Origin of the sequence: Metaplanococcus flavidus, from assembly GCF_042675885.1 — a bacterium.
GTDB classification, from domain to species: domain Bacteria; phylum Bacillota; class Bacilli; order Bacillales_A; family Planococcaceae; genus Planococcus; species Planococcus flavidus.
Genome location: NZ_JBHTKI010000003.1, coordinates 128,341 through 149,293, shown reverse-complemented (window position 1 = coordinate 149,293; position 20,953 = coordinate 128,341). Strand labels below are relative to the sequence as shown.

Below are 20,953 nucleotides of genomic sequence, written 5' to 3'. Positions count from 1 at the left end.
AGAAAGGTGATTAAAATGGACAGCATAACAAAAAGGGCAACGATTTTTTACGGTGTCACCCTCCTGTTTACATGGTCACTGTGGATCGGCACCATGCGAATTTCCGATGAAATTGGTGTGGAGATTTTTTACAATGAAGGCCTGTATACCATGTTGACCGAAGGCGCAGAAAATATTCAGCAATTGCTGCTGTCGCTGTTCTTCACGGCTGCCGTCTACGGCCCGATTGTCGGGGTAATTGCTGCAGGGCTTTATGAAAAGAGCCGGAAAGAGGGCAGCCTCTTTCCGGCTGCCCGAAAAAAACACCCTGCCAATGTCGGCGGGTGGCTGCTGTTCATTTTCCTTTATCCGGTTCTGCTGTTTTCAGCGGCGCTATTGGTGACCTGGATCATGACGGGGTTCAGTCGAGAATTTAACTGGGGAGTCGTTCCCCTGTGGTTTCTTCCTGTATATCTCCTGTTTCAGTTTGTGACCAGCGGAATGGAGGAATTTGGTTGGAGGGGGTATTTGCAGCCTCTTCTGCAGACACGCTACACGGCTGAAAAAGCCTGCTTTCGTGTAGGCGTGCTGTGGAGCATCTGGCATTATCCTTTCATCATTTTCCTGAATTCCTCTTATGGCACAGTAACTGTCCTGCTGTCACTTCTCGGCTTTACGCTGCTGACGATTCCGCAGGCGTATGTTCTCGGATGGCTTTATAACAGTACGCGCAATATCTGGCTGTGTGTCCTCTTGCACGCATGGGCCAATACAGCATCCCTCTATCTGCTCGCCGTATCCCCCGCACCGCTTGTGACACCGATCGCCGTCGCAATCGGCACATGGCTGGCAGCCAACTATTTGGTGAAAAAGTATGGCAAGGAAGAGTTGAGCACGCAGGCGGGTTGACTATTAGAGAAAATTTACCCCAAACATGAAAAAACATGAAGAATCCTGTCCATTGCTGGATTTTCTGGATTCTTCATGTAAGTTTAGTGAATTAATGAAATTGTGCCGCACACAGGGGCGTGATTTTCTCCACAAGGCTCCTGCACTAATTTTTGAAAGATTTGATTACATCTTTAAATTTGAGACGGTTGCCATAATTTAATGCCCCGAATTTATAAATGTGAATAGATAGCCAAGCAAATAACGCTACTGTTAACACCATTATCGCGCTTGATAATAAAAGAGATGTAATCGGCACGCTTGTCAGCATATAACGAATCGGCATCGTAAACAACGAGATGAACGGGATGAACGATGTGACTTTCACAATCGTATTGTCCGGCGCGTTCGTTGCAAATGTTGCAGCGAGATAAGCCAGGATAAACAGGAACGTTATCGGCGTAACCGCAGAGTTCACATCTTCCACTTTTGAAACCAGACTTCCCAAAGCTGCATAGATAAACAAGTATAAGATATAGCCTAATACTGAAAATAGAATATAAACCAGAATCACATCGATCGTCATGGTTCCTTGAAGCATATCCAGAAGAAACTCCGGATAATTCCCTCTATTCAGCATAAATCCGATTACGCCAAAGACAATCAACGATGCAACCTGTAATATACCGGTCAATCCGACTGCCCCCACTTTTCCAAGTATCAATGTTCGCGGGTTACTGGATGTGATGAGCAGTTCCATTGTACGCGAGTCTTTTTCTCTGGCTACTGAGGTCGCTACATTTGCTCCATACAAGAGTATGAGCATATACATCGTAATCAAGACACCAAAGGCAATCGCTGTTCCTGATCCGGAATCTTTCCCCAGAAACACAGTTTCCTGTTCGATGGGTTGATTCAAAATTTCGCGGACCCTTTGACTATCGATGCCGTTTTCATCAAACAACCGATTTTCATTGAGTTCTTTCAATTGGGACTCAAAAACCATCTGTTCGGTGGGAAAAGCGGTGCTGTCGAAGGTGATATAGGTATAACGATCATAATCCTCAACAACAAATCCGGAAGCAACTTCCTCATTCTGAACTGCATCTCTCAATTCCGCTTCCGACGGATAGGTTTCTTCCCCTAACACTGGACTGAGGGCTTCTCTCAGCTCATCATTTTCGTATACCACCGTAAATTCTTCGCCGGCTCCCCCGTTTCCACTGGGATCCTCTTCTGTTTCTTCTCCTCCAAACCACATCATGAACGTGGGGATCGAGGTAATAAGCAGCACAATCACACACATGATGGCCGTTGTTACGAGCAGGCTCCTCTTTTGAAACATGCCACGCAGTTCGAAATTAAATACGGTTTTAAGATTTTTCATTGTTATCACCTGTTTTCTCAATGAATATTTCCTGAAGGCTCGGTAAGTAATCCATAAACATCGTAAGTTCGATTCCCTGACTGAATAAGCCTTCTATAATTGATTTTTTCGTTTCAGTTGGAGGAATAGTTAAAATAACGTCTTCTCTGTCAATGGTATAATCATAGGCTGTTAAAAAATCCAGGTTCCGCTGATCGGCAAATCGCAAACGCAGCTTGCCTTCACCCAGTTGTTTTCTGATTGCATTCAAATCCCCATCCAATACGATCTTCCCGTCATTGATAATGGCAATACCGTCGCAAAAAGATTCGATATACCCCATCTGGTGGGAAGAAAAGATGATGATTCGGTCTTCTCTTATGTAATTCAATAATGAATCCTGAAAGATTTTCGAATTGACAGGATCCAGCCCCGAAAAAGGTTCATCCAAGATCAAAATATCCGGTTCACAAATAAAAGCTTGTGCAATTTGAACTTTTTGCTGGTTTCCTTTTGATAGCGTCTCAAGCTTTTGGTCTAAATAAATATCAATACCAAACTCTTCGGCCCACTTCTTCATGGAATGCTGAGCTTCTTTTTTGGTAGCACCCCGGAGTTGAGCAAAATAAACCAATTGATCTTTCACTTTAAACTTCGTATACATACCGCGTTCTTCAGGCAAATAACCAATTCGATAGTCAGTCGGTTTAAACTCTTTTCCATCCATCATAATGGATCCACTATCACCTTTGAATACATCCATCAGAATTCGCATGGAAGTGGTTTTTCCCGCGCCATTTCTCCCCAGGTAACCAAAAATCTGTCCTGAGTTAATCGTTAAGTCGATGCCTTTTAATACCTCTTTGTTATTAAATGATTTTTTTAACTCTTTGATGACTAAATCCATTTTGACACCTCCATAAATTGAATCTGTGCAGATTTTTAAAGGTTTACTTTTCTAAGTCCCAAAATATATCTTAACATAGATTATTCCCATTAAATGGGTGAATCTTATAATCAATGCCTTAAAAAGACTCCAACCATAACCGTGGATTCGCTGATTGCCACTTTCCGGACCGCGAAGTCGTTATGATATTCACCCTTTATTACAATAATTGGTTATTATGGTATCCTTAAGAAGATAATGGACTTAATAAACAGACCTTAAAAAGCAAAGGGGAGATCTTGCATATGAATAATTGGTGGTACGTGTATGCCATGATATTAGGGATTGTATCTTTTTTCACAGGTGAAATCGTAACTTTTATAATGCTTGGTTTTATATTAATGGCTTTAGTTAATATTAATACAACATTAAAAGCTAACTATAAAAAAGATTGAAAACAAAAAGAGAAATAGAGTATCTTTCGAAACGCTCTTAATATGTCTTGGAATCAAGCGCTACGAAGTGATTTTAATGAAGGAAATGTACAGGTGGTGAAACAAGAGAATCGCATTCCCAGCAGTTCCCTGATTCTCCCTGTGTCGCAAACATTTATGGATAGTTAATTTTACTGGTAAAAATACGAAAGCCGTATCCATTAACCCTTGAGGTTACTGGATACGGCTTTTTCTCCATGCAATTGTAGTTAATAAACTGAATTGGGTTTGACACAGGGTGGGTTTTATTCATATGTTCGTGGATCGCTTGAACCCTGCAAGTTCTTTTCAATCCAGCCGATCAGAAGAGAGGCTTGGTATCGATCCATTTTTTTTATTCATTTTTTACCTTATTTAATCACTAGTAGTTTAAGAACGAGTCATGCATTTTTTGCATTTATACTTAATTAATATATAATAAACGTACAAACGCAAAAGAAAATGGTGACAAATATGTCGTATACAACCCACCTCCTGGAATTGATTACCAAACAGAATGGCCTCGTCCTGACTCGTGATGCGGAAGCTGCTGGCATTCCACGTCATTATTTAACGTTGTTGGCTCGCGAAGGCGTGATTGAACGCGTCAGTCACGGGATCTACGTGACCCCTGAGGCATACGAAGATGACCTGTATATGCTGCAGGCGCGGAGTCCGCAGTTGATCTTTTCTCATGAAACGGCTCTTTACTTGCACGATTTGACGGACCGGGACCCCATCACGTATTCCGTTACGGTACCGACGGGGTATCACAATCGACTGCTCACGGATAACGGCTTGCAGGTATATACGGTGAAAAAAGAATGGCATGAGCTGGGTGTAACCGAAACCACTACGGTGTATGGCCGGCCGATTCGTCTTTACAACGCAGAACGGACGCTCTGTGACATGTTCAGGCAGCGAAACAACGTGGACCCGGATCTATTGACCGACAGCATGAAGCGGTACTTAGCGAGGAAAGAGAAGAATATCCCACAGCTGCTGCGCTATGCCGAACAATTCCGGGTATCCACCCCGATCCGGAAGTATGTGGAGATTCTGCTATGAAAAGCTCGAGACAAGTGAAAGACCTCATTCAAAACAAGTCCAAACAACGAGGAATAAATGCGCAACTGCTTCTCCGGAACTACATGTTCGAACGGTTACTTGAACGGATTACTCAATCGAACTTCAGTCAGTATTTTGTTCTAAAAGGCGGTGTTCTCGTTGCTTCAATCATCGGGGTTGATTTGCGGTCCACAATGGACATGGATGCGACAATTCAAGGTTACCCCATGACCCAGGATGCGATTGAAAAAGCGTTCTTGGATATAGTGGCCATACCCCTCGCAGATGGTATCACCTTAAGTTTGATAAAGGTTGAACAGATCCGCGACGAAGCGGAATACACTGGGTTCCGTTTATCCATTTTGGCGCAGCTGGATCAAGTCCGTCTGCCGCTAAAAGTGGACCTGACGACTGGAGACAAAATCACACCGAAAGAAATTCAGTATCATTATCAGCTCTTACTGGAAGAGCGCAAGATCAACATACTCGCCTATACGATTGAAACGGTACTAGCAGAAAAACTTGAAACAATGATTACGCGAGGGACCGCCAATACCCGACTTCGTGATTTTTACGATATCTATGCCTTGCTCGAAACCCAAGAAGAAAGCCTGCAGGTCAACCAAATACAAAAAGCGTTCTTCTCTACTGCAAATCACCGCGGATCTGATGGGTTGCTTGAAGAGGGAGACGCTATTTTACGGGAAATCTTTCAGAGCGATACTATGGAACAGTTATGGAATCGATATCAGAAGCAGTATCCGTATGCTACGGATATTACTTGGAAAGTGATTGAGCAGGCAGTGGTTCGTTTGTGGAAAATGAGTCATTAAATTTACCCGTCAAAAGAGCTGCATTTCCCAAATTTGAGGAATGCAGCTCTATTTATCACAAGCCTCTATTATTATAATCAAGTGGGATATTGATAGAAAGCAACCATAGACAAGGCTTTTGATGTCAAGACTTACCGGGATGTTGAAATTGTATGATTAAGAAAAATAACCTTCAACATACAACCCATTTTATGGAGTAAGTCATTGATAAAATGTTAGTATTTGGAAATGATTGTTATTAAGAAAAACGAACGTAATTATTGAAGAAATATAAATTTAGTTTGAGAAGGAGGATACAGTAATGGATTTTCAGCGAGTTGATGTTGTATATGCACTATTATTTGATGAAAATACAAACAAAATCCTAATGGTATTCAACAAAAATGGTACATGGTCTTTACCAGGAGGGGCAGTTGAAGTTGGAGAAACTTTGCAAGAAGCAACTGTAAGGGAAGTGAAGGAAGAGACAGGATATGACATTAAGGTTGGCAATATTGCTGCTTTGAACGAGGCTTTTATAGATAAAAATCAAGTTTATTTTATTACTTATCATGGGCAAATAACAAAGCGACCTGAAGAAATCCCACAAGAAGAAAATATTATAAAAGTTGAATGGCTAAGCTTGGAAGATGCAGACAGATTAATGCCATATCATTCTGGAGGAATTTCAAAGCTGCTTACTGAACCAGGAGCCAAATATACTCTGCAAAAAGGATAATTACACTCATGAATATTAGAGTATAGCATCTTTAAAGGATATCAATAAAGTCTATGCCATACATAAAAATCTTCCGCATAAGAGTGCGATTATTGAGTAAATATTCTCGAAAAAGTGGCTGTGGCTACTTTTTTTTGTGCTCTTCCCTTTGCTTCAAGAATGGGATAAAGACTGGTTTCATTATCTTATTTGTATGGGGCGACTGAATCCGAACCGAAGTTTATGGATGAAAATCACAATAGTAAAGGCAATCCACTATTTGTATAACCAATTGGTATATTTTATAGAAAGAAGTCGTTCATGAAGATTGAATTCCTGTCTTAACAGAAACTATATACGTCTAAAAGAATATTTTAAATTACATTATGACATATATATATTGCATTAAATTTTATCATTCAGTATACTTACGCTAAATAGAAAAGGAGGCGTACATCGTGGGTCTTTATAAAAAATCAGGCATTGAAGATGAACGGATCACGAATATTAAAAATAAAATTTATGCAGAAGTTTATATTTTGGTTATGGTAATCGCAATTATTTCAGTCGTCCTCAAATATTTTATTTATAACCTTGGCATCGAAGGGATAGCTACCGAATTAATTATTCTATTCTTAAGTGGGGTTTATTATATATACCGATCAACAAGATTAGGTGTATTCTCTGCTGAAATTGAAATGCATGACCGCAAAAGTAAATGGTCTCAACAAAAGAAAAATCTGTTCGCAAGTGTCGCGCTCGGTGTGGTTATCGCCCTTGGATTCGGTATAAACAGCGCAGTCCAATACGCAGAAGGAACAAGTCAGAGTATCCAATACTTTCTTTTAACTGCTTTTGTCTCATTGTTAATATACTTGCCATTTTTCCTCATTTTTATTGTTGGAGGAAATGAAATTCTCAAGAACAACAGTGAGAAAAACATAAACAAAATGCTTGATGATGAATCTGGTGATGATAATGAAAAATATTAAGCTCAAAATGGCCAGGGTGGAGCATGATTTATCCCAGGCCGAACTGGCAGACCAAATCGGCGTGTCCCGCCAAACAATTGGGCTCATCGAATTGGGCAAATATAATCCTACCCTGACCCTTTGCCTGGCAATCTGCCACACGCTCGACAGAACACTGGATGACTTATTTTGGCAAGACCCTGAATGATTAATAGTTACCTGACACGGTTGCGGAATTAACATCCTCTGAAAAAAGTGGCTTAGCCCACTCTTTTTTGTTTATGTTTTTTTCTTTAATAGTCTGCTTCTCAGGAATCGGCACAATTCCCAACCACTATACGGATGAATAGTTCCCTGATTCTCCCTGTGTCGCAAACATTTATGGATAGTTAATTTTACTGGTAAAAATACGAAAGCCGTATCCATTAACCCTTGAGGTTACTGGATACGGCTTTTTCTCCATGCAATTGTAGGTAACAGACTGAATTGGGTTTGACACAGGGTGGGGTTTTATTCGTAGATATCTTTTCGATGTCCGACATCGATAATGGTAATAATGATTTTTTCGTCTTCGATTAACGCCAGGATACGGTAATCACCGACACGGTAACGCCATTTGCCCTTGTGATTCGCAACCGATGCCTTTCCATGTGTTCGTGGATCGCTTGAACCCTGCAAGTTCTTTTCAATCCAGCCGATCAGAAGAGAGGCTTGGTATCGGTCCATCTTTTTTAATTTCTTCAAAGCGACATCTGAAAAATGAACAGCATACATCGTCTGTTAAAAACCCAATTCTTTTTTGACATCATCTAAAGAATGGGTTTTTTCCATATTGGCAAGGATTCGGTCAAAATTCTCCACATCCAATTCATCTTCAATCTTCTCGATGATAGCATTTCGCATCAAGTCCGATACGGATGTGTTTTTTAGTTTGGCGTAATCGCGGATTAGTTTGCTGTCGCGGTCATCCACGCGCAAGGAAATGGTGGCCATAGATAAAACCTCCTTCAGTTCTTTTGTAATACATTGTATTACAATTTGGTTTGTTCGTAAAGTGATAGAAGCTGAATAATTCCTTACACACAAGTTATTTAAGGTTTGCTAATTTCACTTCCCTGGAATCGACACAATTTCCAAACAATTGGCAGGACTTTGCGGTTGACACTGGGAAGCGTTCTTTACTTCTCCTTCTATCATCCGCAGTTTTCGATAAATTGTTCGAAAATCCGGATTGAAATGCCGTCTCCTTTTACTGCCAGCTGCTCTGGATGCCACTGGACCCCGAGAACAAATTTATGCTCTATGCTTTCAATAGCTTCAATAATTCCGTCTGATGCCTTGCCGGAAACTGCAAGCGGCTTCGGCACATCACGTACCGCCTGATGGTGAAAGCTGTTCACTTTAAACCTCGCTTGCCCTGCAATCTTTGCCAATAGACTGTTTTCCGGTGTGTCCACATAATGTGACAAATGGGCAAGCGCTGCATTTTGGCTATGCTGCAGCAACGGTTCACTGATCTGACTGTAAATATCCTGGTACATGTCCCCTCCGACAGCAATATTCAAAATCTGGATGCCGCGGCAAACAGCAAGAACCGGTTTGTCCGCCTTCAGCATCTCCTGGATCATCAGGATTTCAAAACTGTCTCTGCCAGGTGAAATCATACCCAAATTCGGCATCGGCTCTTCCCCGAACAAGGTTGGATCAATATCCCCTCCGCCGGTTACAACAAGTCCGTCAATCTTCTCCGCCAGTTGCTGAGCATGTTCATCTACGCCAATCGGCAAAATGATTGGTACTCCACCTGCCTGAATAATGGATTGCATATAAGCATTTGAAACAGTATGTAAGTAATCAAGTTCAACGTTTGAAGTTACTCCAATAATCGGTGCCAAATCACAGTTCCTCTTTTCTATGTTTTGATAATTTTTTCTGGCTGCCACGTTAGCGAGGATCTAGTTTGCCAAGTTGTTGCCTTTGTAAAAAATTTCTTCGATACTTTCTAATCTGAATATTTTTACATATACCACTATAGCATTTATTTAACTAATGAAGCAGAAAATTCCAAATACCGATAGACAGTTTCCAAACAATTAATACGAATGAACAAAAATAAAAAACCCGAAGCCCCAAAGGCTCCGGATTTTTTATTAGTCCAACAAATACTTCAACGAGAATTCACGCCCGCTGATCTCTTGAAACAAATCATTGTATTTCAACGTGCCTGAAGGCTCAATCACTTCGCTGCGCAGAAATTGGCCGAACTGTTCCGGCATTTCTTCCATGGACCCTCCGTGCTTTTCCTTGAAGACCTGTTCAAGCATCGCGCAGGTGACGTCACCCATGAAATAGTTGTGAAGATAGATGGGGTGCGTCGTGAAATGGATCATGTAAGCCCATGGCGGCGCCTGGTCCAATGCGCCCTCACCTAACACAGCCAGCTGGTTTTCCCAGTATAAGCCGTGGATATCATCGAGTGAAGCGATATCGTTTTTATACAGGCTGTGGTCAAAGAAAATGCGGCTGATGCTCCGGAGCGAATTGAGCTTCTGGTATTCTTTCAGCCTGCGGAACTCTTCTCCAACCTTTTCCGCATCTTTGAAGAACTTGCCGTAAAACGCCGGGCTGTACAGGAAGCCCTGGAATAAATTCGCGATGCCTTCGCTGACGATGCCGCTGACGCCCTCATTGAGAATCTTTTCTTCCGGGTCGAGCAGGAACGAATGCACCCCATGGCCGGTTTCGTGCAGCAGCACACCGTATTCAAAGTATTTGTTTTTCACATTGGCGAGAATTCTGGAATCTTTACCGGTTTCCACTGTGAAATTATAGCCCCACTCGGATTTATTGGCCCTCGGGGAAATATCGTACGTGATGTTCATTGAAGGAAGATCAATGCAGAATGAACCGAAAAGCTCCTGGATGTTGGTGTAGTATTCCGACATATCGACCGTCTCGTTCAAGGAAGGCGCGATTTGGGACTGGATGTATTGCTCGTCCCAAGGCTTGATCTCGTCTTCGCCCAGAAATTCCTGCGCAAATTTCTTTCTGCCTTCTGTCATTTGCGGCAGGATTTCCTGAAGCTCCGACTGCCAGCTGTCGAAAAGGCCCCCATCCAGTTCATTCGCTTCCAGCTGATAGGCCACGAAATTCTCCGCTCCATACTGCTTGGCGTATTCCTTCCGTAAATCGATCAACTCGATAAAGCCGTTCTCCACCATCAAGCCATTGATCTGGTTGCGGGCAAAATATGCTTCTTTCCGCTTTTCGCGGTCACTGTCCATGCTCAGCACTTGCGCCAATTCCACAGCCGACACTTCGCGGCCGTCCAATTGATAACGGAAATTGTTGAGAATTTTCAACAGCTCATTCGTTTTTTGTTGAATTTTCAGGTTCAGCGCGTTCAATTCATCCGTCAGGTGAAAAGGCTTAAAGCTGTTATGTAGGATTTCCACTCTTCTTTTATCCGCTTTGGATAGTTCCTGTTCCATATAAGATTCGATCAAGCCGAAGTTTTCTTTGTCTTTCATAATTTCCATGATCTTTTCATAAGCGCCTTCGATGCCAAAGTCATAGCCTGTCGTATACAGCGTCCAGTTCAATCGGCTGTATTCCGCTTTGCGCACATTCAGTTCGTTTGCCAGTTGCGTCAGTCTTTTCATAGTATTCTGAAATCCTCCTCCAAAAATAAGCACTGCCTTCTATTGGAGTTAAGCAGCGTTCCTTTAACTATATACTTTTGCATTGGGTGAGGACAAGGAGGATTTGGGCAGATATTGATAGATGCTATATTCCGCTTCCCGGGGAGCGGCACAATTCCCACTCAATTTTTCTCGGATGAATAAAAAGTAAAAACCATCCCGGCAGTATTGCAGCAACAGGCTTGGCAATGTATAGATTATAAATTGTTGTGTATTGTAAGAATCGTGTAGAATTTTTCTTGCAAATGTGGCGAGATTTTTAATTTTAACTGTCACTTGCTTGAAAGGGACCGATTAAGGATATAGTAGCTGTACAAGATCTTTTTCGTTCGGTATTATGCACTTTTCTTATAAGCACTTTTCCCGTACGCAATTTTAGCTGGCTGTTACATGACATTTGAAACCCAATCGATCAGCAGACGTGATACTCGTTAGGAGGTCCCTATGATGAACCCACAAATCTTAATCGTCGGAGCTGGCCCCACTGGCCTGGCTCTCGCCTATAGCCTGGCGCGTCAAGGCGTGCCTTTCCGGATCATCGATAAAAACGCAGGAACCGGCACAGCGTCACGTGCGCTCGCTGTGCATGCACGCATATTGGAGCAGTACGGGCAGCTTGGCCTGGCCGAACGCAACATCAAGCGGGGGCATCCCATTTTGTCGCTTGACATCAGCGACGACAATGAAGTGAAAGCCACAGTGAAATTCCATGATTTCGGCAAAGGTTTGAGCCCGTTTCCGTTTATCTTGAGCTTGCCGCAAGATGAGCATGAAGAAATTCTCGTGGATGAATTAAATAAAATAGGTATCGAAGTGGAATGGAACACCGCGTTGCTTTCTTTTGAAGACACGGCAGAATGCGTGAACGCCGTTATGCAGCAACAAGGACAGCCGGCAGAAGAAGTGGAATTTGCCTATTTATGCGGATGCGACGGAGCCGGCAGCATGGTCCGAAAAGGATTGGGACTCGAATTTCCCGGCGGCACGTACAAGCAATTATTCTTTGTCGCCGATATCGAAACCGCGGAACCGGCAGACGACATGCAAAAGATGGACATGTACATGGACGATGACGGCTTTATGCTGTATATGTCCGTCCGCAACGCCATAACCAAACGAATCCTCGGCATTGTGCCCGAGGAGTTCAACGAACGCACCGATCTCCAATACAGTGAAATCAGCGATTACATTGAAAATAAAATCCATGTGAATCCGGCAAAGGTAAATTGGTTTTCGACGTACCGCGTCCATAACCGAATAAGTGAGCAATTTGCCAAAGGGCGTATTTTTATCTTAGGCGATGCCGGCCACCTGCACAGCCCTGCTGGCGGACAAGGCATGAACACCGGTATTGGAGATTCCATCAATCTGGCGTGGAAGCTCGCAGCGGTGATTCAAGGAAAAGGCGCTCCCAGAATATTGAGCACGTACGAAAAGGAGCGCATCGTCTTCGCGCGCCGGTTGATCGCAACGACCGACAAAGCGTTCTCGACTATCGTCAGCCAAAAACTGCGGGGCACCTTGCTGCGCCATTATTTTGTACCTTATGCTCTGCCGGCGCTGTTCAAATTTCCTTTCTCCCAAAAGAATGCTTTCAAGATCCTTTCTCAAATCCACATCAATTACCGCAACAGTCCCTTGAGCAAGGGCAAAGCCGGCAAAATCTACGGCGGCATGCGCTTGCCGTGGATTGAAACCGCAAGCGGCGATAATTTCGAGCCGCTGCGCTCAGTCGATTGGCAAATCCATATATACGGCAAAGCGAAGCCCGAGCTGATTGAATTTGCCCGCTCGCAGTCGCTCCAGCTCCATGAGTTTGCATGGGAAGCTGGAATGCAAGACGCCGGATTCAAGCAGGATGCGCTGTATCTGATTCGACCGGATGGCCATGTGGGGCTTGCGACTGAAAAGCAGTGGCTGCGCGTGTTGAAAATGTATTTGGAAACTTACGGGATTGAGGCTTTTGGTGTGGAGTGAGGCAGAAACAGTAAAGGAATGGACGAGTTTGTTGTACGGTTTTTTAGAACCTGCTGATGGGAATGGAGACGGCGACTCCTGCGGGAACAGCGCGTGGTGAAGACGGTGCAACCGGCTGAGGCCGTGCCCGCGGAAAGCGCCTGTCGAAATGGACATCAGTCGGTTCTTTTGGATGCAAAAAGGGACAGTCCCATTTAAAATTATTCCGACTCACCAATCCATTCATTGATTAAATCCTGGTTTTCATCGATCCATGCTTGAGCTCCAGCTTGTTCTGATTCGGCTTCATTTAGTTCTGCCATCAGACTTCCAAGCTGTGCATCGTTTAGCATGAAGTTATCAAACCATTCCACAACTTCTGGATGGTCTTCTTCTAATCCTTGACGTGTCGCGTATAAGATATTTTCCGAATCACCATAAATATTTTTTGGTTCTTCAAGAATTTTTAGATCCATTTCTGCGAACACCCAGTGTGGCTTCCACAATGTTACGACAATAGGTTCTTCATTTTCTAAGCGATTTTTTAATTCGGCAATCATACTTGGCTCAGACGAAGGGGTCAAATCATAATCGAGATTATATTCGGAAACAACTTCTTCCGTTAATCCCATAAGACTGGACCCAGGATCAATTCCTATAATTTCGGAATCGAATAGTTCCTGATTTACTTTTAAATCCTCAATGCTATTTATATCTTCCATATAAGAAGGAACAACAAGGGCTAAATCAGTTCCCTCATACCATGTCTCACGCCATTCAATTTCTTCCTCATATTTGTCAAAGAATGATTTGTCAGTATTCGGCAGCCAGATTTCCATACCGATGTCTAAGTCTCCGCTGGATAATCCTTCATAAAGAATGGCTTTTTCCACCGGTTCCAGCGATACGTCATATCCTTTTTCCTCTAAAACAATCTTCCACATGTTTGATACTGCTACATTCTCTGCCCAGTTATTCATACCGATGGAGATGGATCCTTTTTCTTCTGTGCTTTCCTCTGCTGAACCAGATTCTTCGTCTCCGTTGCAAGCAGTAAGTAATAACAGCGTTCCTAACGATAATGCGGGAAATAATTTGTTGAAATTTTTCATCAAAATCCTCCTAATATGTTTGATCATACGATGCACACAAAACATATTGTAACATGTATTTAACATATTGAGATATGATTGTTCTGGAAATATGTATTTGGAGGATATTAATGCCCAATTTCAATACGATAATTAAAATGGATAGGCACATATTTTGTTCTGGAGTATTCAATAGGTCTGTTGTCAATTCCCAGAGTGACTCTCCGTATATCAATTAATGGATCACCGCTCATAATTCCCAATAGATCTGCTTCATACTGGTTAGCCAGAGTTGCTGTGACATTTTCTTTAATGACAGAGTAATAAATTGCATTCATTCCCAGGACAGGAAAGATATCAAACCAGGAAGCAGCCTCGCTTTCAATTATTTCCCCGATGTGTGCGGGTGTAAATAGTTGTTGAAAACCAATAGGGATTCCATCAGCTAGTCGAAGGCGTTCAAGAAAGTAAACTTCTTCATCGGCTTCCATCTGAAGTTGACTTTTGGCAAAATGCTGGTCAATGGCGTACTTTGACCTTAGAACCTTGATGGAAAATTTATCCCCGGATTCATGGTGCAAAACACCAGGGTTTTGCATCTCCTCATTTGGTGTCTGTTTTACCCGTGCTACTGTACCACGGCGCGTTTCAATAATTCCGTCATTTGATAAATCGCGAATAGCCTGCCGAATTGTGGTTCTGCTTACGTTATAGCTTTGCATCAGTTGACTTTCTGATGGAATGGGATCACCAGGTACCCATTCATTGTCCTTTATCCTATCAACCATTTTACGCTTGATTTGCAAATATAATGGGAGCTTTCGTTGGGGTTTGGACATAATTTCAACTCCTAATTTTGGTTATCCGTTTTTTAAGGGTAGCAAAGTTTGCTTAAATAATCGAACTGATTTCACTTCCCGGGGAACGATACCATTAAAATTGTAATGCATTGTAAAAGTCGTTTAGAATTGTCTCTTCCCCGGGAGGCGAAAATTATTTCATTTCTCTTGCTGCTGAACCCTCGAATGGATGCCTTCTATAAAAATATCTATAGCGATAGGGATGCTCTTGTCGAGATCGACCGGCAACTGGAAACCGGCTGTACTTTTCAATGAAGCAAAGCCGTGTAAAATACTTCGCAGCCCCCTCACAATATGAATGGCCATTTCCTCTTCCAATTGATAACTCCGAAGAACTTGCATCACAAGTTTCACAACTGCCTGCTGCACATGCTGCAGATTTTCATCCGAATGATCCAGGGTACGGTTGGTCGCTTCGTAAAGGCCGGGGTGAATTCCGGCAAAGTCAATATATGCGCGTGAAAGTCCGTGGATTGCCTCGTCACCTTGGCTTCCTATGACGGCTGGCAACAGATGGGCATAAAGCTGCTCTGTCCCGTATATCGCCAGTTTCTGTTTTAACCCTTCCAACCCTTCAAAGTGGTTATATAAGGATGGCGATTTAATATGCAACTCTTCAGCCAGCCCATTCAGCGACAACTGATCAAGTCCGTTCCGATCAACAAGCTCCGTTGCTTTTTCAAGAATTATTCCCATATCCAATTTTGTTCTGCTTGCCATTTTCCCACTTCCTAATTCGCTAGTTTAGTTGCCGCTTGGCTTCCTCGATAGCCCGATCCATCTGTTGACCTGGATTCTCCAGCATCTTTCCATGTCCCACTGCCAATAAAACCGGATTAAGGGCTCTTAGTTTCAGAACGCTCCTCAAAGCTTCCTCCTTGTTCCATGTCGCCAGGGCTGGAAACGGGAATAGAGGCTTCATCACTCCTGCAACGGCTATGCCCCCACGCGTCTGTAAAGCATCGCCCGCCACAAGCACACCATTCCGCTTATCCAGCAGGCTGATTGAGCCGGGCGTATGCCCTGGTGTAGCAATCACTTCCAACGAACCGATGCGGTCACCTTCTGCCAATAAAATATTCGGTGTCGTCTTGATCCCTTTCGGCACGCCCCCTCGGATCGGGGTTGCCGGTTCAGTTGCGAGTAAACTCCTATCTCCCGCCAACAAGCGTGAATCTCTTCCGGAAATGGAGACACGCAAATCGGGAAGCGCTTCCTTCAATGCATCCAATGAGCCGACGTGATCGCTGTGAGCGTGTGTCAGGATCACGTTGGTGATGGGCTTGCCTATTTTACGGGCAGCCAACAGAATTTTTTTGGTGCTATAAGGCATGGCGGTATCTATCAAAGTTAAACCGCTGTCTTCCTCTACCAGATAACAGTTGACCGGAAAGAACCGAGGCATAAAAGAAATTTGATGCACTGTTCTACTGCTGACCATTTTCATGGGACAACGTCCTCCTTTGATTTCAAACTAAACTTATTAGCATTATAACTAATTTAATTAGTTTTTGAAATAATCAATCATTAATTAGAAGAGAAAGATCAATTAACCAATAAATGCGTTGCTTCCCAGGGAATGGCACAGTTCATGACAATTCCGCATTCTGCATAAAAAAAGAACATCAAACCCCAAGGACGTTGCATTCTTGGGATTAGATGTTCTTTTGTGTTCAATTAACTTGAATTAATAAAATCATTTAGAATTGTTTCTTTCCCTGGGAGGCGATTTTCAATGCCGAAAAACTGTCAATCAGTTTTTGTTTGCATTTCCTTTGCCTTTCCCTTTGCCTTTACCATTGCCTTCCGGCTCAGGCTCAACACTTACCGCATCGTAAATCGAGTTCGCCAGCAAACGATAGCTGTGCTCGGTATGCGCGCGGAAAGCCAGGTCATTGGAGAACAGTGTAAATGTCGTATCCGCACTGTCTGCAGTGATTGCCATCGTTTGGCCACGGGCTTGTTCGTATCCAGGCCACCAGCCGGCGATGTAGAAATCTTCGCTGTCCTGGAAGCTCGCCAATATTTCTGCGCCTTCAGGAACGCCCGAAATCCATGAACCGGTCGTTACATACAAATTCTCCTGCTGCTCATAACCCGCTGTTATCGGATGCTCAGTGACATCTGCTTTCACAAGCCCTTCATGTCTGCCTCCCGTACTTTCAAACGCGAATCCGGAAAGCAGGCCGCTCTCAGATACCGCGTTCAATGCAGGTGCACCGATTCCGATAAAGGTTTTTCCAGTAACTTGTTCTGCAGCAAATGAGTTGCCGTCGCTGACAATAACATCTGCTTCAGCTGAGTCTGTAAGTTCGAATCCAAGCTGGCTCAATGAGAAGTTCAACTGGGCAGAGCCGGTTGCTGCAACGCTCGGCTGCTTGAGAACTTCTGTTTCCACATTTTTGCCGTTGCCGAACACTTGCGTCTCAAAATAATAATCATCTGCATAAGCACGCAAATCGTTGGTCGCGACTACATAGTCTCCTGCATTCGCACTGCCTTTGCTCTCTGTCAGCACTTCCACCGTCTTGCCGTCCGCCAATAATGCGTTGACGACTCTGATGGCATCGTTCGTTGAGTTTTCAAGAATTTGTTTCGGCGGGTTCCCTTTGACTGTACTTGTTGGAATGACCACTTCTTCAATTTCTTGGGTTTTCCCATCGAACAATCCTTCATCACGGACTTCCACAAGATCAAATCCTCTTAAGTCTGAGAAGTTGACGACAATCGGGTCGTACATCGCGTCCCAGTCGGACACATCGTCGCCTTCATAAAGCATTGCATTTGCCAACCCGCGTTTTGCCTGGTCCATCGGTACGATAAATGTACCTTTCGGATACGTGGCACCGTCCACCTCTACAGGTTTCACAGTCTTTTCGACTTCCACACCGTTGCGGAGCAAATATTCAACCATATTATAAGCTTCCAATACATTTTTCTGGTTTTTATTATCTGCAGAAATTACATAATAATCCGGGAAGAAGTTTTCATTATCGCCCCGGACACGGCCGATTTCTTCACCCGCCGCATTGACGTAATATTCATCGACGGCACGGTTATCTTCCCCGTTCACACCGCGTTTGAAAATCTCCAACTGCTCTTTGTACAATTCGTCTTTATTGTCATGAACATATTTAGCCGCACCCAAGCCACTGCCGACAAGTGCATTATACCCGTCCTGGCCTAGTGCCGGCACTTCGATCGTATGGCCGAGCGTGCCGTGCAGCATGGCATATATCGCCGTATACGCAGGCGTCATATCATCCCAGCCGGAACCATAACCTTCTTTTGCAATAAAATAGGAAGTCAGGTTCGAATTGGCAATTCCCGCATTGCCCATCGCATGCGCTTGTTCCATCATATTACCGATCAGCAGATCATATTCAAAATTCGGGTTATGCGGCGGTGTCGCCGGTTCGATTAAAAACCCATTCACATAGCCATGGAAATCAATAAATGACAGCGGTGTCCATTGTGAAAGCACTTCATTCACCTGCTGCGTTTCCACTTGTGTCTGATACGCATTATCCCGGTTCAAGTCAAAGCCCTCGGCGTTCGCTCTCGTGTTGGCGGCTCTGCCGTCCGGGTTGCTTGTGAACATATACAAGAAAATTGCATCATCCAGTACAGCGTCCACATTCAAGTTTTCGCTGAATTCCGTGTCGCCGTCTGTATTCAAGAATTCCACTTCTTCTTCAAGAGCGAATTTCTCCAATAATTCGACTTGTACATCTACACCTTCCACTTCATCCGGGTGAATGTTATTAAACCAGATCGGCACCTGATAATCGCCCATCGTACCATTCTCCAACTTTTCAATCAGGCTTTCCGGATCTTCAAGTGCAGCCGGCAGGGTTTCATCCAAATACTGATCCACTGCAGCTTCATCTCTCGCCAGGATGACAAAATGGATATCGCGCCCTTCAGTCGTTTCTCCGACTTTCTGATACTCAAGGTAACGATCATTTTCCTCATCTTCCTCAGCGGCTTCAAAAATCTCGTCAATTGCCGGTTTTAATTCATCATAAAATTTGAACTCATCGTACACATTCAATGCGACAGTTGCTGCCGCTTTTGTGCCGCTTTCCACATCGACAACCGCTAATTCATAGTCACCGATAAATTGTTGATATTGTGTGCGGATGGTGCGGTTCGATAAATTGTCCGTATCGTACAACAAACCGAATTCCAGCACTGCGGTAATTTCGTTTGTGCCTTCAACAAAAGCTGGGCCTTCAACGACAGTGATGAACGGCTCGCCATCATAATCCGTACCGCCGCTCCATTTCTGCCATTCCGAAAGCGGCTTTCCGCCAAACTGAAACTCCACATCGTCCAGATTAACCCCTTCGCCCAAGTCGGCAGAAACTTCCACTGTCCGAATTTCTGTCAAAGAAAAGACAGACCGGCTGACTTCCAGCTCTGTTATCTGTTCCGTTTCAATGACCCCTGTATCATTTGCTGCAATTGCCGGCACAAAAGCCGAAAAAACCAGCATAACTGAGAGCCATCCTGCAAAAAACTTCTTCATCCATACACCATCCCTTTCTTCTCATTAATTGTCTTGCCACCTACAAATATAACAGAATATTTCGCCAGTCGAAGGAGACAACTGCACTTATAATTAAAAACGGTCCTTTCTACCAATATTTACAACGTCTACATCTGTAAAAAATGGTTTAAAAGTAATAATTTGGACCAATCAGAAAGAAAAGATGTACGGGTTTATTTTTAAAAATTGTATTTATATCGCTTCGGCGCTGTGGAAAGACAAAGAACAATGCTTTACCGCAAGCTCATCGTAAAGAAACCGTATAATGGTCAAATCGAATTTTTTCTCTGAAAGTGCTGTTTTCTCCTTTGATCAGCTTGTACATAATGCGCTTTTTCCAGCAGTTCCCAGATTTTCCCTGTGTCACAAACATTTATGGATATTTAATTTTACTGGTAAAAATACTAAAGCCGTATCCGTTAACCCTTGTGGTTACTGGATACGGCATTTTCTCCTTGCAATTGTAGTTAATAAACTGAATTGGGTTTGACACAGGGAGACGATTTTCCAGAGCCAGGCGTTGAAGCCTGGACACTGAAATATTTAAACTGTAGACTTTTTGCAAAGTAAGAAAAAAGAATCTATCATCTCAGGAGCTGATCTAGTGGAACAACATACATTGACAGGAAAAACCGCCATCATCACAGGGGCGAACAGCGGACTGGGCCTCCAGACAGCTAAAGTTTTCGCCCGGCAAGGTGCACAGGTCATCCTGGCTGTCCGTGATATCGAAAAAGGAAAGGCAGCTAAACAGGAAATTGCAGAAGAATCTCCTCAGGCAACCGTTGAAGTCATGAAACTCGACTTGTCCGATTTGGATAGTGTACGGGCTTTTGCAGAAAATGTTATCAGCCGATTCGATTCCCTGGATTTGCTTATCAACAATGCCGGCGTTATGACGCCTCCTTATGCGAAGACGAATGACGGCTTTGAACTGCAGTTTGGCAGCAACCACCTCGGGCATTTTGCCTTGACCGGCCTGCTCTTGCCCCTGCTCCTCCATACAGAAGATTCACGGGTGGTAACACTCAGCAGTCTTGCACACCGAAAGGCCTCCATTGATTTTGATAACCTGGACGGCTCAAAGGGTTATAAGGGAATGAAGTTTTATGGCCAAAGCAAACTCGCTAATTTAATGTTTGCGACAGAGCTCGATAAGCGATTGAAGCAACACGGCTTATCGACGCTCAGCCTTGCTTGCCATCCCGGTATTTCTGCGACCAATCTTTTCAAGATCGGCAACCGGGAAATGCCCCGAATTTTCAGAGGGCTCATGAACCGCTACCTGCAGCCTGCCGAAATGGGGGCCCTTCCTACAGTCTATGCCGCCACTGACCCCGGCATAAAAGGCGGCGAATATATCGGGCCGGACGGCAAAGGCCAACGGAGAGGCTACCCGGTCTTAGAGAAACCTGATCCGGCAGTGAATGACGAGGGCATCCGCACGAAACTCTGGGAAGTTTCAGAGAAGCTGTCCGGCGTAACTTTTGATTTCACCAAATAACACTTTTCATATCGCTTCTCAGCTAACGGAAAATTTCTGAACAATTTATAAGGGTGAATAAATTTAAAGAAGCCACATCCGCCATGCTGATGCGGCGGGTGTGGCAATGGATAGAGGATAAATTGTTG

20 protein-coding genes are annotated in these 20,953 nt (G+C 43.7%); 9 read left to right on the top strand and 11 right to left on the bottom strand.

Features of this window, described 5'->3' with window-relative positions; genetic code table 11:
• Positions 1 to 15 precede the first annotated feature (15 nt).
• Entirely contained in the window at positions 16 to 888 is an 873-nt protein-coding gene (locus ACFQ1X_RS02015) for a CPBP family intramembrane glutamic endopeptidase (RefSeq protein WP_379081145.1), read from the top strand.
• Between the two features lie 145 nt (positions 889 to 1,033).
• Here the strand turns inward: ACFQ1X_RS02015 and ACFQ1X_RS02010 are convergent, their stop codons facing one another.
• Together ACFQ1X_RS02010 and ACFQ1X_RS02005 are read right to left on the bottom strand one after the other, a co-directional pair.
• Positions 1,034 to 2,254 carry an ABC transporter permease gene (locus tag ACFQ1X_RS02010; protein ID WP_144840468.1) on the bottom strand — a complete coding sequence of 407 codons (1,221 nt, stop codon included), beginning with the start codon at positions 2,252 to 2,254 and terminating at the stop codon, positions 1,034 to 1,036.
• Positions 2,241 to 3,140 (bottom strand): ABC transporter ATP-binding protein, encoded by a 900-nt coding sequence (locus ACFQ1X_RS02005; RefSeq protein ID WP_144840467.1) that lies wholly within the window; start codon positions 3,138 to 3,140, stop codon positions 2,241 to 2,243. The genes ACFQ1X_RS02010 and ACFQ1X_RS02005 overlap by 14 nt, the downstream gene beginning before the upstream one ends.
• A gap of 284 nt (positions 3,141 to 3,424) precedes the next feature.
• Between ACFQ1X_RS02005 and ACFQ1X_RS02000 the strand changes: the two genes are divergently transcribed.
• The 6 genes from ACFQ1X_RS02000 to ACFQ1X_RS01975 all read left to right on the top strand — a co-directional run bounded on the left by ACFQ1X_RS02000 (position 3,425) and on the right by ACFQ1X_RS01975 (position 7,369).
• A complete protein-coding gene (locus ACFQ1X_RS02000; protein ID WP_379081142.1) occupies positions 3,425 to 3,574 on the top strand; it encodes a hypothetical protein in 150 nt (49 codons plus the stop codon).
• Between the two features lie 492 nt (positions 3,575 to 4,066).
• Positions 4,067 to 4,660, top strand: coding sequence for a type IV toxin-antitoxin system AbiEi family antitoxin domain-containing protein (locus ACFQ1X_RS01995; RefSeq protein ID WP_379081139.1), 594 nt, complete (start codon positions 4,067 to 4,069; stop codon positions 4,658 to 4,660).
• Complete coding sequence (locus ACFQ1X_RS01990) at positions 4,657 to 5,493, top strand: nucleotidyl transferase AbiEii/AbiGii toxin family protein (RefSeq protein ID WP_144841680.1); 837 nt, start codon at positions 4,657 to 4,659, stop codon at positions 5,491 to 5,493. The genes ACFQ1X_RS01995 and ACFQ1X_RS01990 overlap by 4 nt, the downstream gene beginning before the upstream one ends.
• Before the next feature lie 301 nt (positions 5,494 to 5,794).
• Positions 5,795 to 6,211 (top strand): NUDIX hydrolase, encoded by a 417-nt coding sequence (locus ACFQ1X_RS01985; RefSeq protein ID WP_144841679.1) that lies wholly within the window; start codon positions 5,795 to 5,797, stop codon positions 6,209 to 6,211.
• A gap of 437 nt (positions 6,212 to 6,648) precedes the next feature.
• Positions 6,649 to 7,182 (top strand): DUF6773 family protein, encoded by a 534-nt coding sequence (locus ACFQ1X_RS01980; protein WP_144841678.1) that lies wholly within the window; start codon positions 6,649 to 6,651, stop codon positions 7,180 to 7,182.
• Complete coding sequence (locus tag ACFQ1X_RS01975) at positions 7,169 to 7,369, top strand: helix-turn-helix transcriptional regulator (RefSeq protein ID WP_144841677.1); 201 nt, start codon at positions 7,169 to 7,171, stop codon at positions 7,367 to 7,369. The genes ACFQ1X_RS01980 and ACFQ1X_RS01975 overlap by 14 nt, the downstream gene beginning before the upstream one ends.
• 302 nt (positions 7,370 to 7,671) lie before the next feature.
• Here ACFQ1X_RS01975 and ACFQ1X_RS01970 read toward each other — a convergent pair whose 3' ends face one another.
• The 4 genes from ACFQ1X_RS01970 to ACFQ1X_RS01955 form a co-directional block, all read right to left on the bottom strand.
• Positions 7,672 to 7,935 (bottom strand): type II toxin-antitoxin system RelE family toxin, encoded by a 264-nt coding sequence (locus ACFQ1X_RS01970; protein WP_144840452.1) that lies wholly within the window; start codon positions 7,933 to 7,935, stop codon positions 7,672 to 7,674.
• A gap of 6 nt (positions 7,936 to 7,941) precedes the next feature.
• On the bottom strand, positions 7,942 to 8,154 hold the full coding sequence (gene relB / locus ACFQ1X_RS01965; RefSeq protein ID WP_144840451.1) for a type II toxin-antitoxin system RelB family antitoxin: 213 nt from the start codon (positions 8,152 to 8,154) through the stop codon (positions 7,942 to 7,944).
• Between the two features lie 200 nt (positions 8,155 to 8,354).
• Positions 8,355 to 9,056, bottom strand: a complete 702-nt coding sequence (locus ACFQ1X_RS01960) for a gamma-glutamyl-gamma-aminobutyrate hydrolase family protein (RefSeq protein WP_144840450.1) — start codon at positions 9,054 to 9,056, stop codon at positions 8,355 to 8,357.
• Positions 9,057 to 9,311: 255 nt separating this feature from the next.
• Positions 9,312 to 10,823 carry a M3 family metallopeptidase gene (locus ACFQ1X_RS01955; RefSeq protein WP_144840449.1) on the bottom strand — a complete coding sequence of 504 codons (1,512 nt, stop codon included), beginning with the start codon at positions 10,821 to 10,823 and terminating at the stop codon, positions 9,312 to 9,314.
• Positions 10,824 to 11,309: 486 nt separating this feature from the next.
• On the opposite strand from ACFQ1X_RS01955, the gene ACFQ1X_RS01950 reads away from it, so the two are divergent.
• Positions 11,310 to 12,839, top strand: a complete 1,530-nt coding sequence (locus ACFQ1X_RS01950; protein WP_144840448.1) for an FAD-dependent monooxygenase — start codon at positions 11,310 to 11,312, stop codon at positions 12,837 to 12,839.
• A gap of 200 nt (positions 12,840 to 13,039) precedes the next feature.
• On the opposite strand, the gene ACFQ1X_RS01945 is transcribed toward ACFQ1X_RS01950, so the two are convergent.
• From ACFQ1X_RS01945 to ACFQ1X_RS01925, 5 genes are all read right to left on the bottom strand, one after another.
• A complete protein-coding gene (locus ACFQ1X_RS01945; protein WP_144840447.1) occupies positions 13,040 to 13,930 on the bottom strand; it encodes a glycine betaine ABC transporter substrate-binding protein in 891 nt (296 codons plus the stop codon).
• 107 nt (positions 13,931 to 14,037) lie between these two features.
• Positions 14,038 to 14,748, bottom strand: coding sequence for a GntR family transcriptional regulator (locus tag ACFQ1X_RS01940; protein WP_144840446.1), 711 nt, complete (start codon positions 14,746 to 14,748; stop codon positions 14,038 to 14,040).
• A 159-nt stretch (positions 14,749 to 14,907) separates the two neighbouring features.
• Positions 14,908 to 15,489, bottom strand: coding sequence for a TetR/AcrR family transcriptional regulator (locus tag ACFQ1X_RS01935; RefSeq protein WP_144840445.1), 582 nt, complete (start codon positions 15,487 to 15,489; stop codon positions 14,908 to 14,910).
• A 19-nt stretch (positions 15,490 to 15,508) separates the two neighbouring features.
• Positions 15,509 to 16,216, bottom strand: a complete 708-nt coding sequence (locus ACFQ1X_RS01930) for an MBL fold metallo-hydrolase (RefSeq protein ID WP_144840444.1) — start codon at positions 16,214 to 16,216, stop codon at positions 15,509 to 15,511.
• 306 nt (positions 16,217 to 16,522) lie between these two features.
• On the bottom strand, positions 16,523 to 19,300 hold the full coding sequence (locus ACFQ1X_RS01925) for a M14 family metallopeptidase (RefSeq protein ID WP_144840443.1): 2,778 nt from the start codon (positions 19,298 to 19,300) through the stop codon (positions 16,523 to 16,525).
• Positions 19,301 to 19,925: 625 nt separating this feature from the next.
• On the opposite strand from ACFQ1X_RS01925, the gene ACFQ1X_RS01920 reads away from it, so the two are divergent.
• The gene (locus ACFQ1X_RS01920) at positions 19,926 to 20,825 is read left to right on the top strand and encodes an oxidoreductase (RefSeq protein ID WP_379081130.1); all 900 of its coding nucleotides are present in this window, start codon (positions 19,926 to 19,928) and stop codon (positions 20,823 to 20,825) included.
• Positions 20,826 to 20,953: the final 128 nt, after the last annotated feature.

Coding starts and splice junctions, on each gene's coding strand:
- ACFQ1X_RS02015 (WP_379081145.1), top strand. CDS start 16: ATGGACAGCATAACAAAAAGGGCAACGATTTTTTACGGTGTCACCCTC.
- ACFQ1X_RS02010 (WP_144840468.1), bottom strand. CDS start 2,254: ATGAAAAATCTTAAAACCGTATTTAATTTCGAACTGCGTGGCATGTTT.
- ACFQ1X_RS02005 (WP_144840467.1), bottom strand. CDS start 3,140: ATGGATTTAGTCATCAAAGAGTTAAAAAAATCATTTAATAACAAAGAG.
- ACFQ1X_RS02000 (WP_379081142.1), top strand. CDS start 3,425: ATGAATAATTGGTGGTACGTGTATGCCATGATATTAGGGATTGTATCT.
- ACFQ1X_RS01995 (WP_379081139.1), top strand. CDS start 4,067: ATGTCGTATACAACCCACCTCCTGGAATTGATTACCAAACAGAATGGC.
- ACFQ1X_RS01990 (WP_144841680.1), top strand. CDS start 4,657: ATGAAAAGCTCGAGACAAGTGAAAGACCTCATTCAAAACAAGTCCAAA.
- ACFQ1X_RS01985 (WP_144841679.1), top strand. CDS start 5,795: ATGGATTTTCAGCGAGTTGATGTTGTATATGCACTATTATTTGATGAA.
- ACFQ1X_RS01975 (WP_144841677.1), top strand. CDS start 7,169: ATGAAAAATATTAAGCTCAAAATGGCCAGGGTGGAGCATGATTTATCC.
- ACFQ1X_RS01970 (WP_144840452.1), bottom strand. CDS start 7,935: ATGTATGCTGTTCATTTTTCAGATGTCGCTTTGAAGAAATTAAAAAAG.
- relB (WP_144840451.1), bottom strand. CDS start 8,154: ATGGCCACCATTTCCTTGCGCGTGGATGACCGCGACAGCAAACTAATC.
- ACFQ1X_RS01955 (WP_144840449.1), bottom strand. CDS start 10,823: ATGAAAAGACTGACGCAACTGGCAAACGAACTGAATGTGCGCAAAGCG.
- ACFQ1X_RS01950 (WP_144840448.1), top strand. CDS start 11,310: ATGAACCCACAAATCTTAATCGTCGGAGCTGGCCCCACTGGCCTGGCT.
- ACFQ1X_RS01945 (WP_144840447.1), bottom strand. CDS start 13,930: ATGAAAAATTTCAACAAATTATTTCCCGCATTATCGTTAGGAACGCTG.
- ACFQ1X_RS01940 (WP_144840446.1), bottom strand. CDS start 14,748: ATGTCCAAACCCCAACGAAAGCTCCCATTATATTTGCAAATCAAGCGT.
- ACFQ1X_RS01935 (WP_144840445.1), bottom strand. CDS start 15,489: ATGGCAAGCAGAACAAAATTGGATATGGGAATAATTCTTGAAAAAGCA.
- ACFQ1X_RS01930 (WP_144840444.1), bottom strand. CDS start 16,216: ATGAAAATGGTCAGCAGTAGAACAGTGCATCAAATTTCTTTTATGCCT.
- ACFQ1X_RS01925 (WP_144840443.1), bottom strand. CDS start 19,300: ATGAAGAAGTTTTTTGCAGGATGGCTCTCAGTTATGCTGGTTTTTTCG.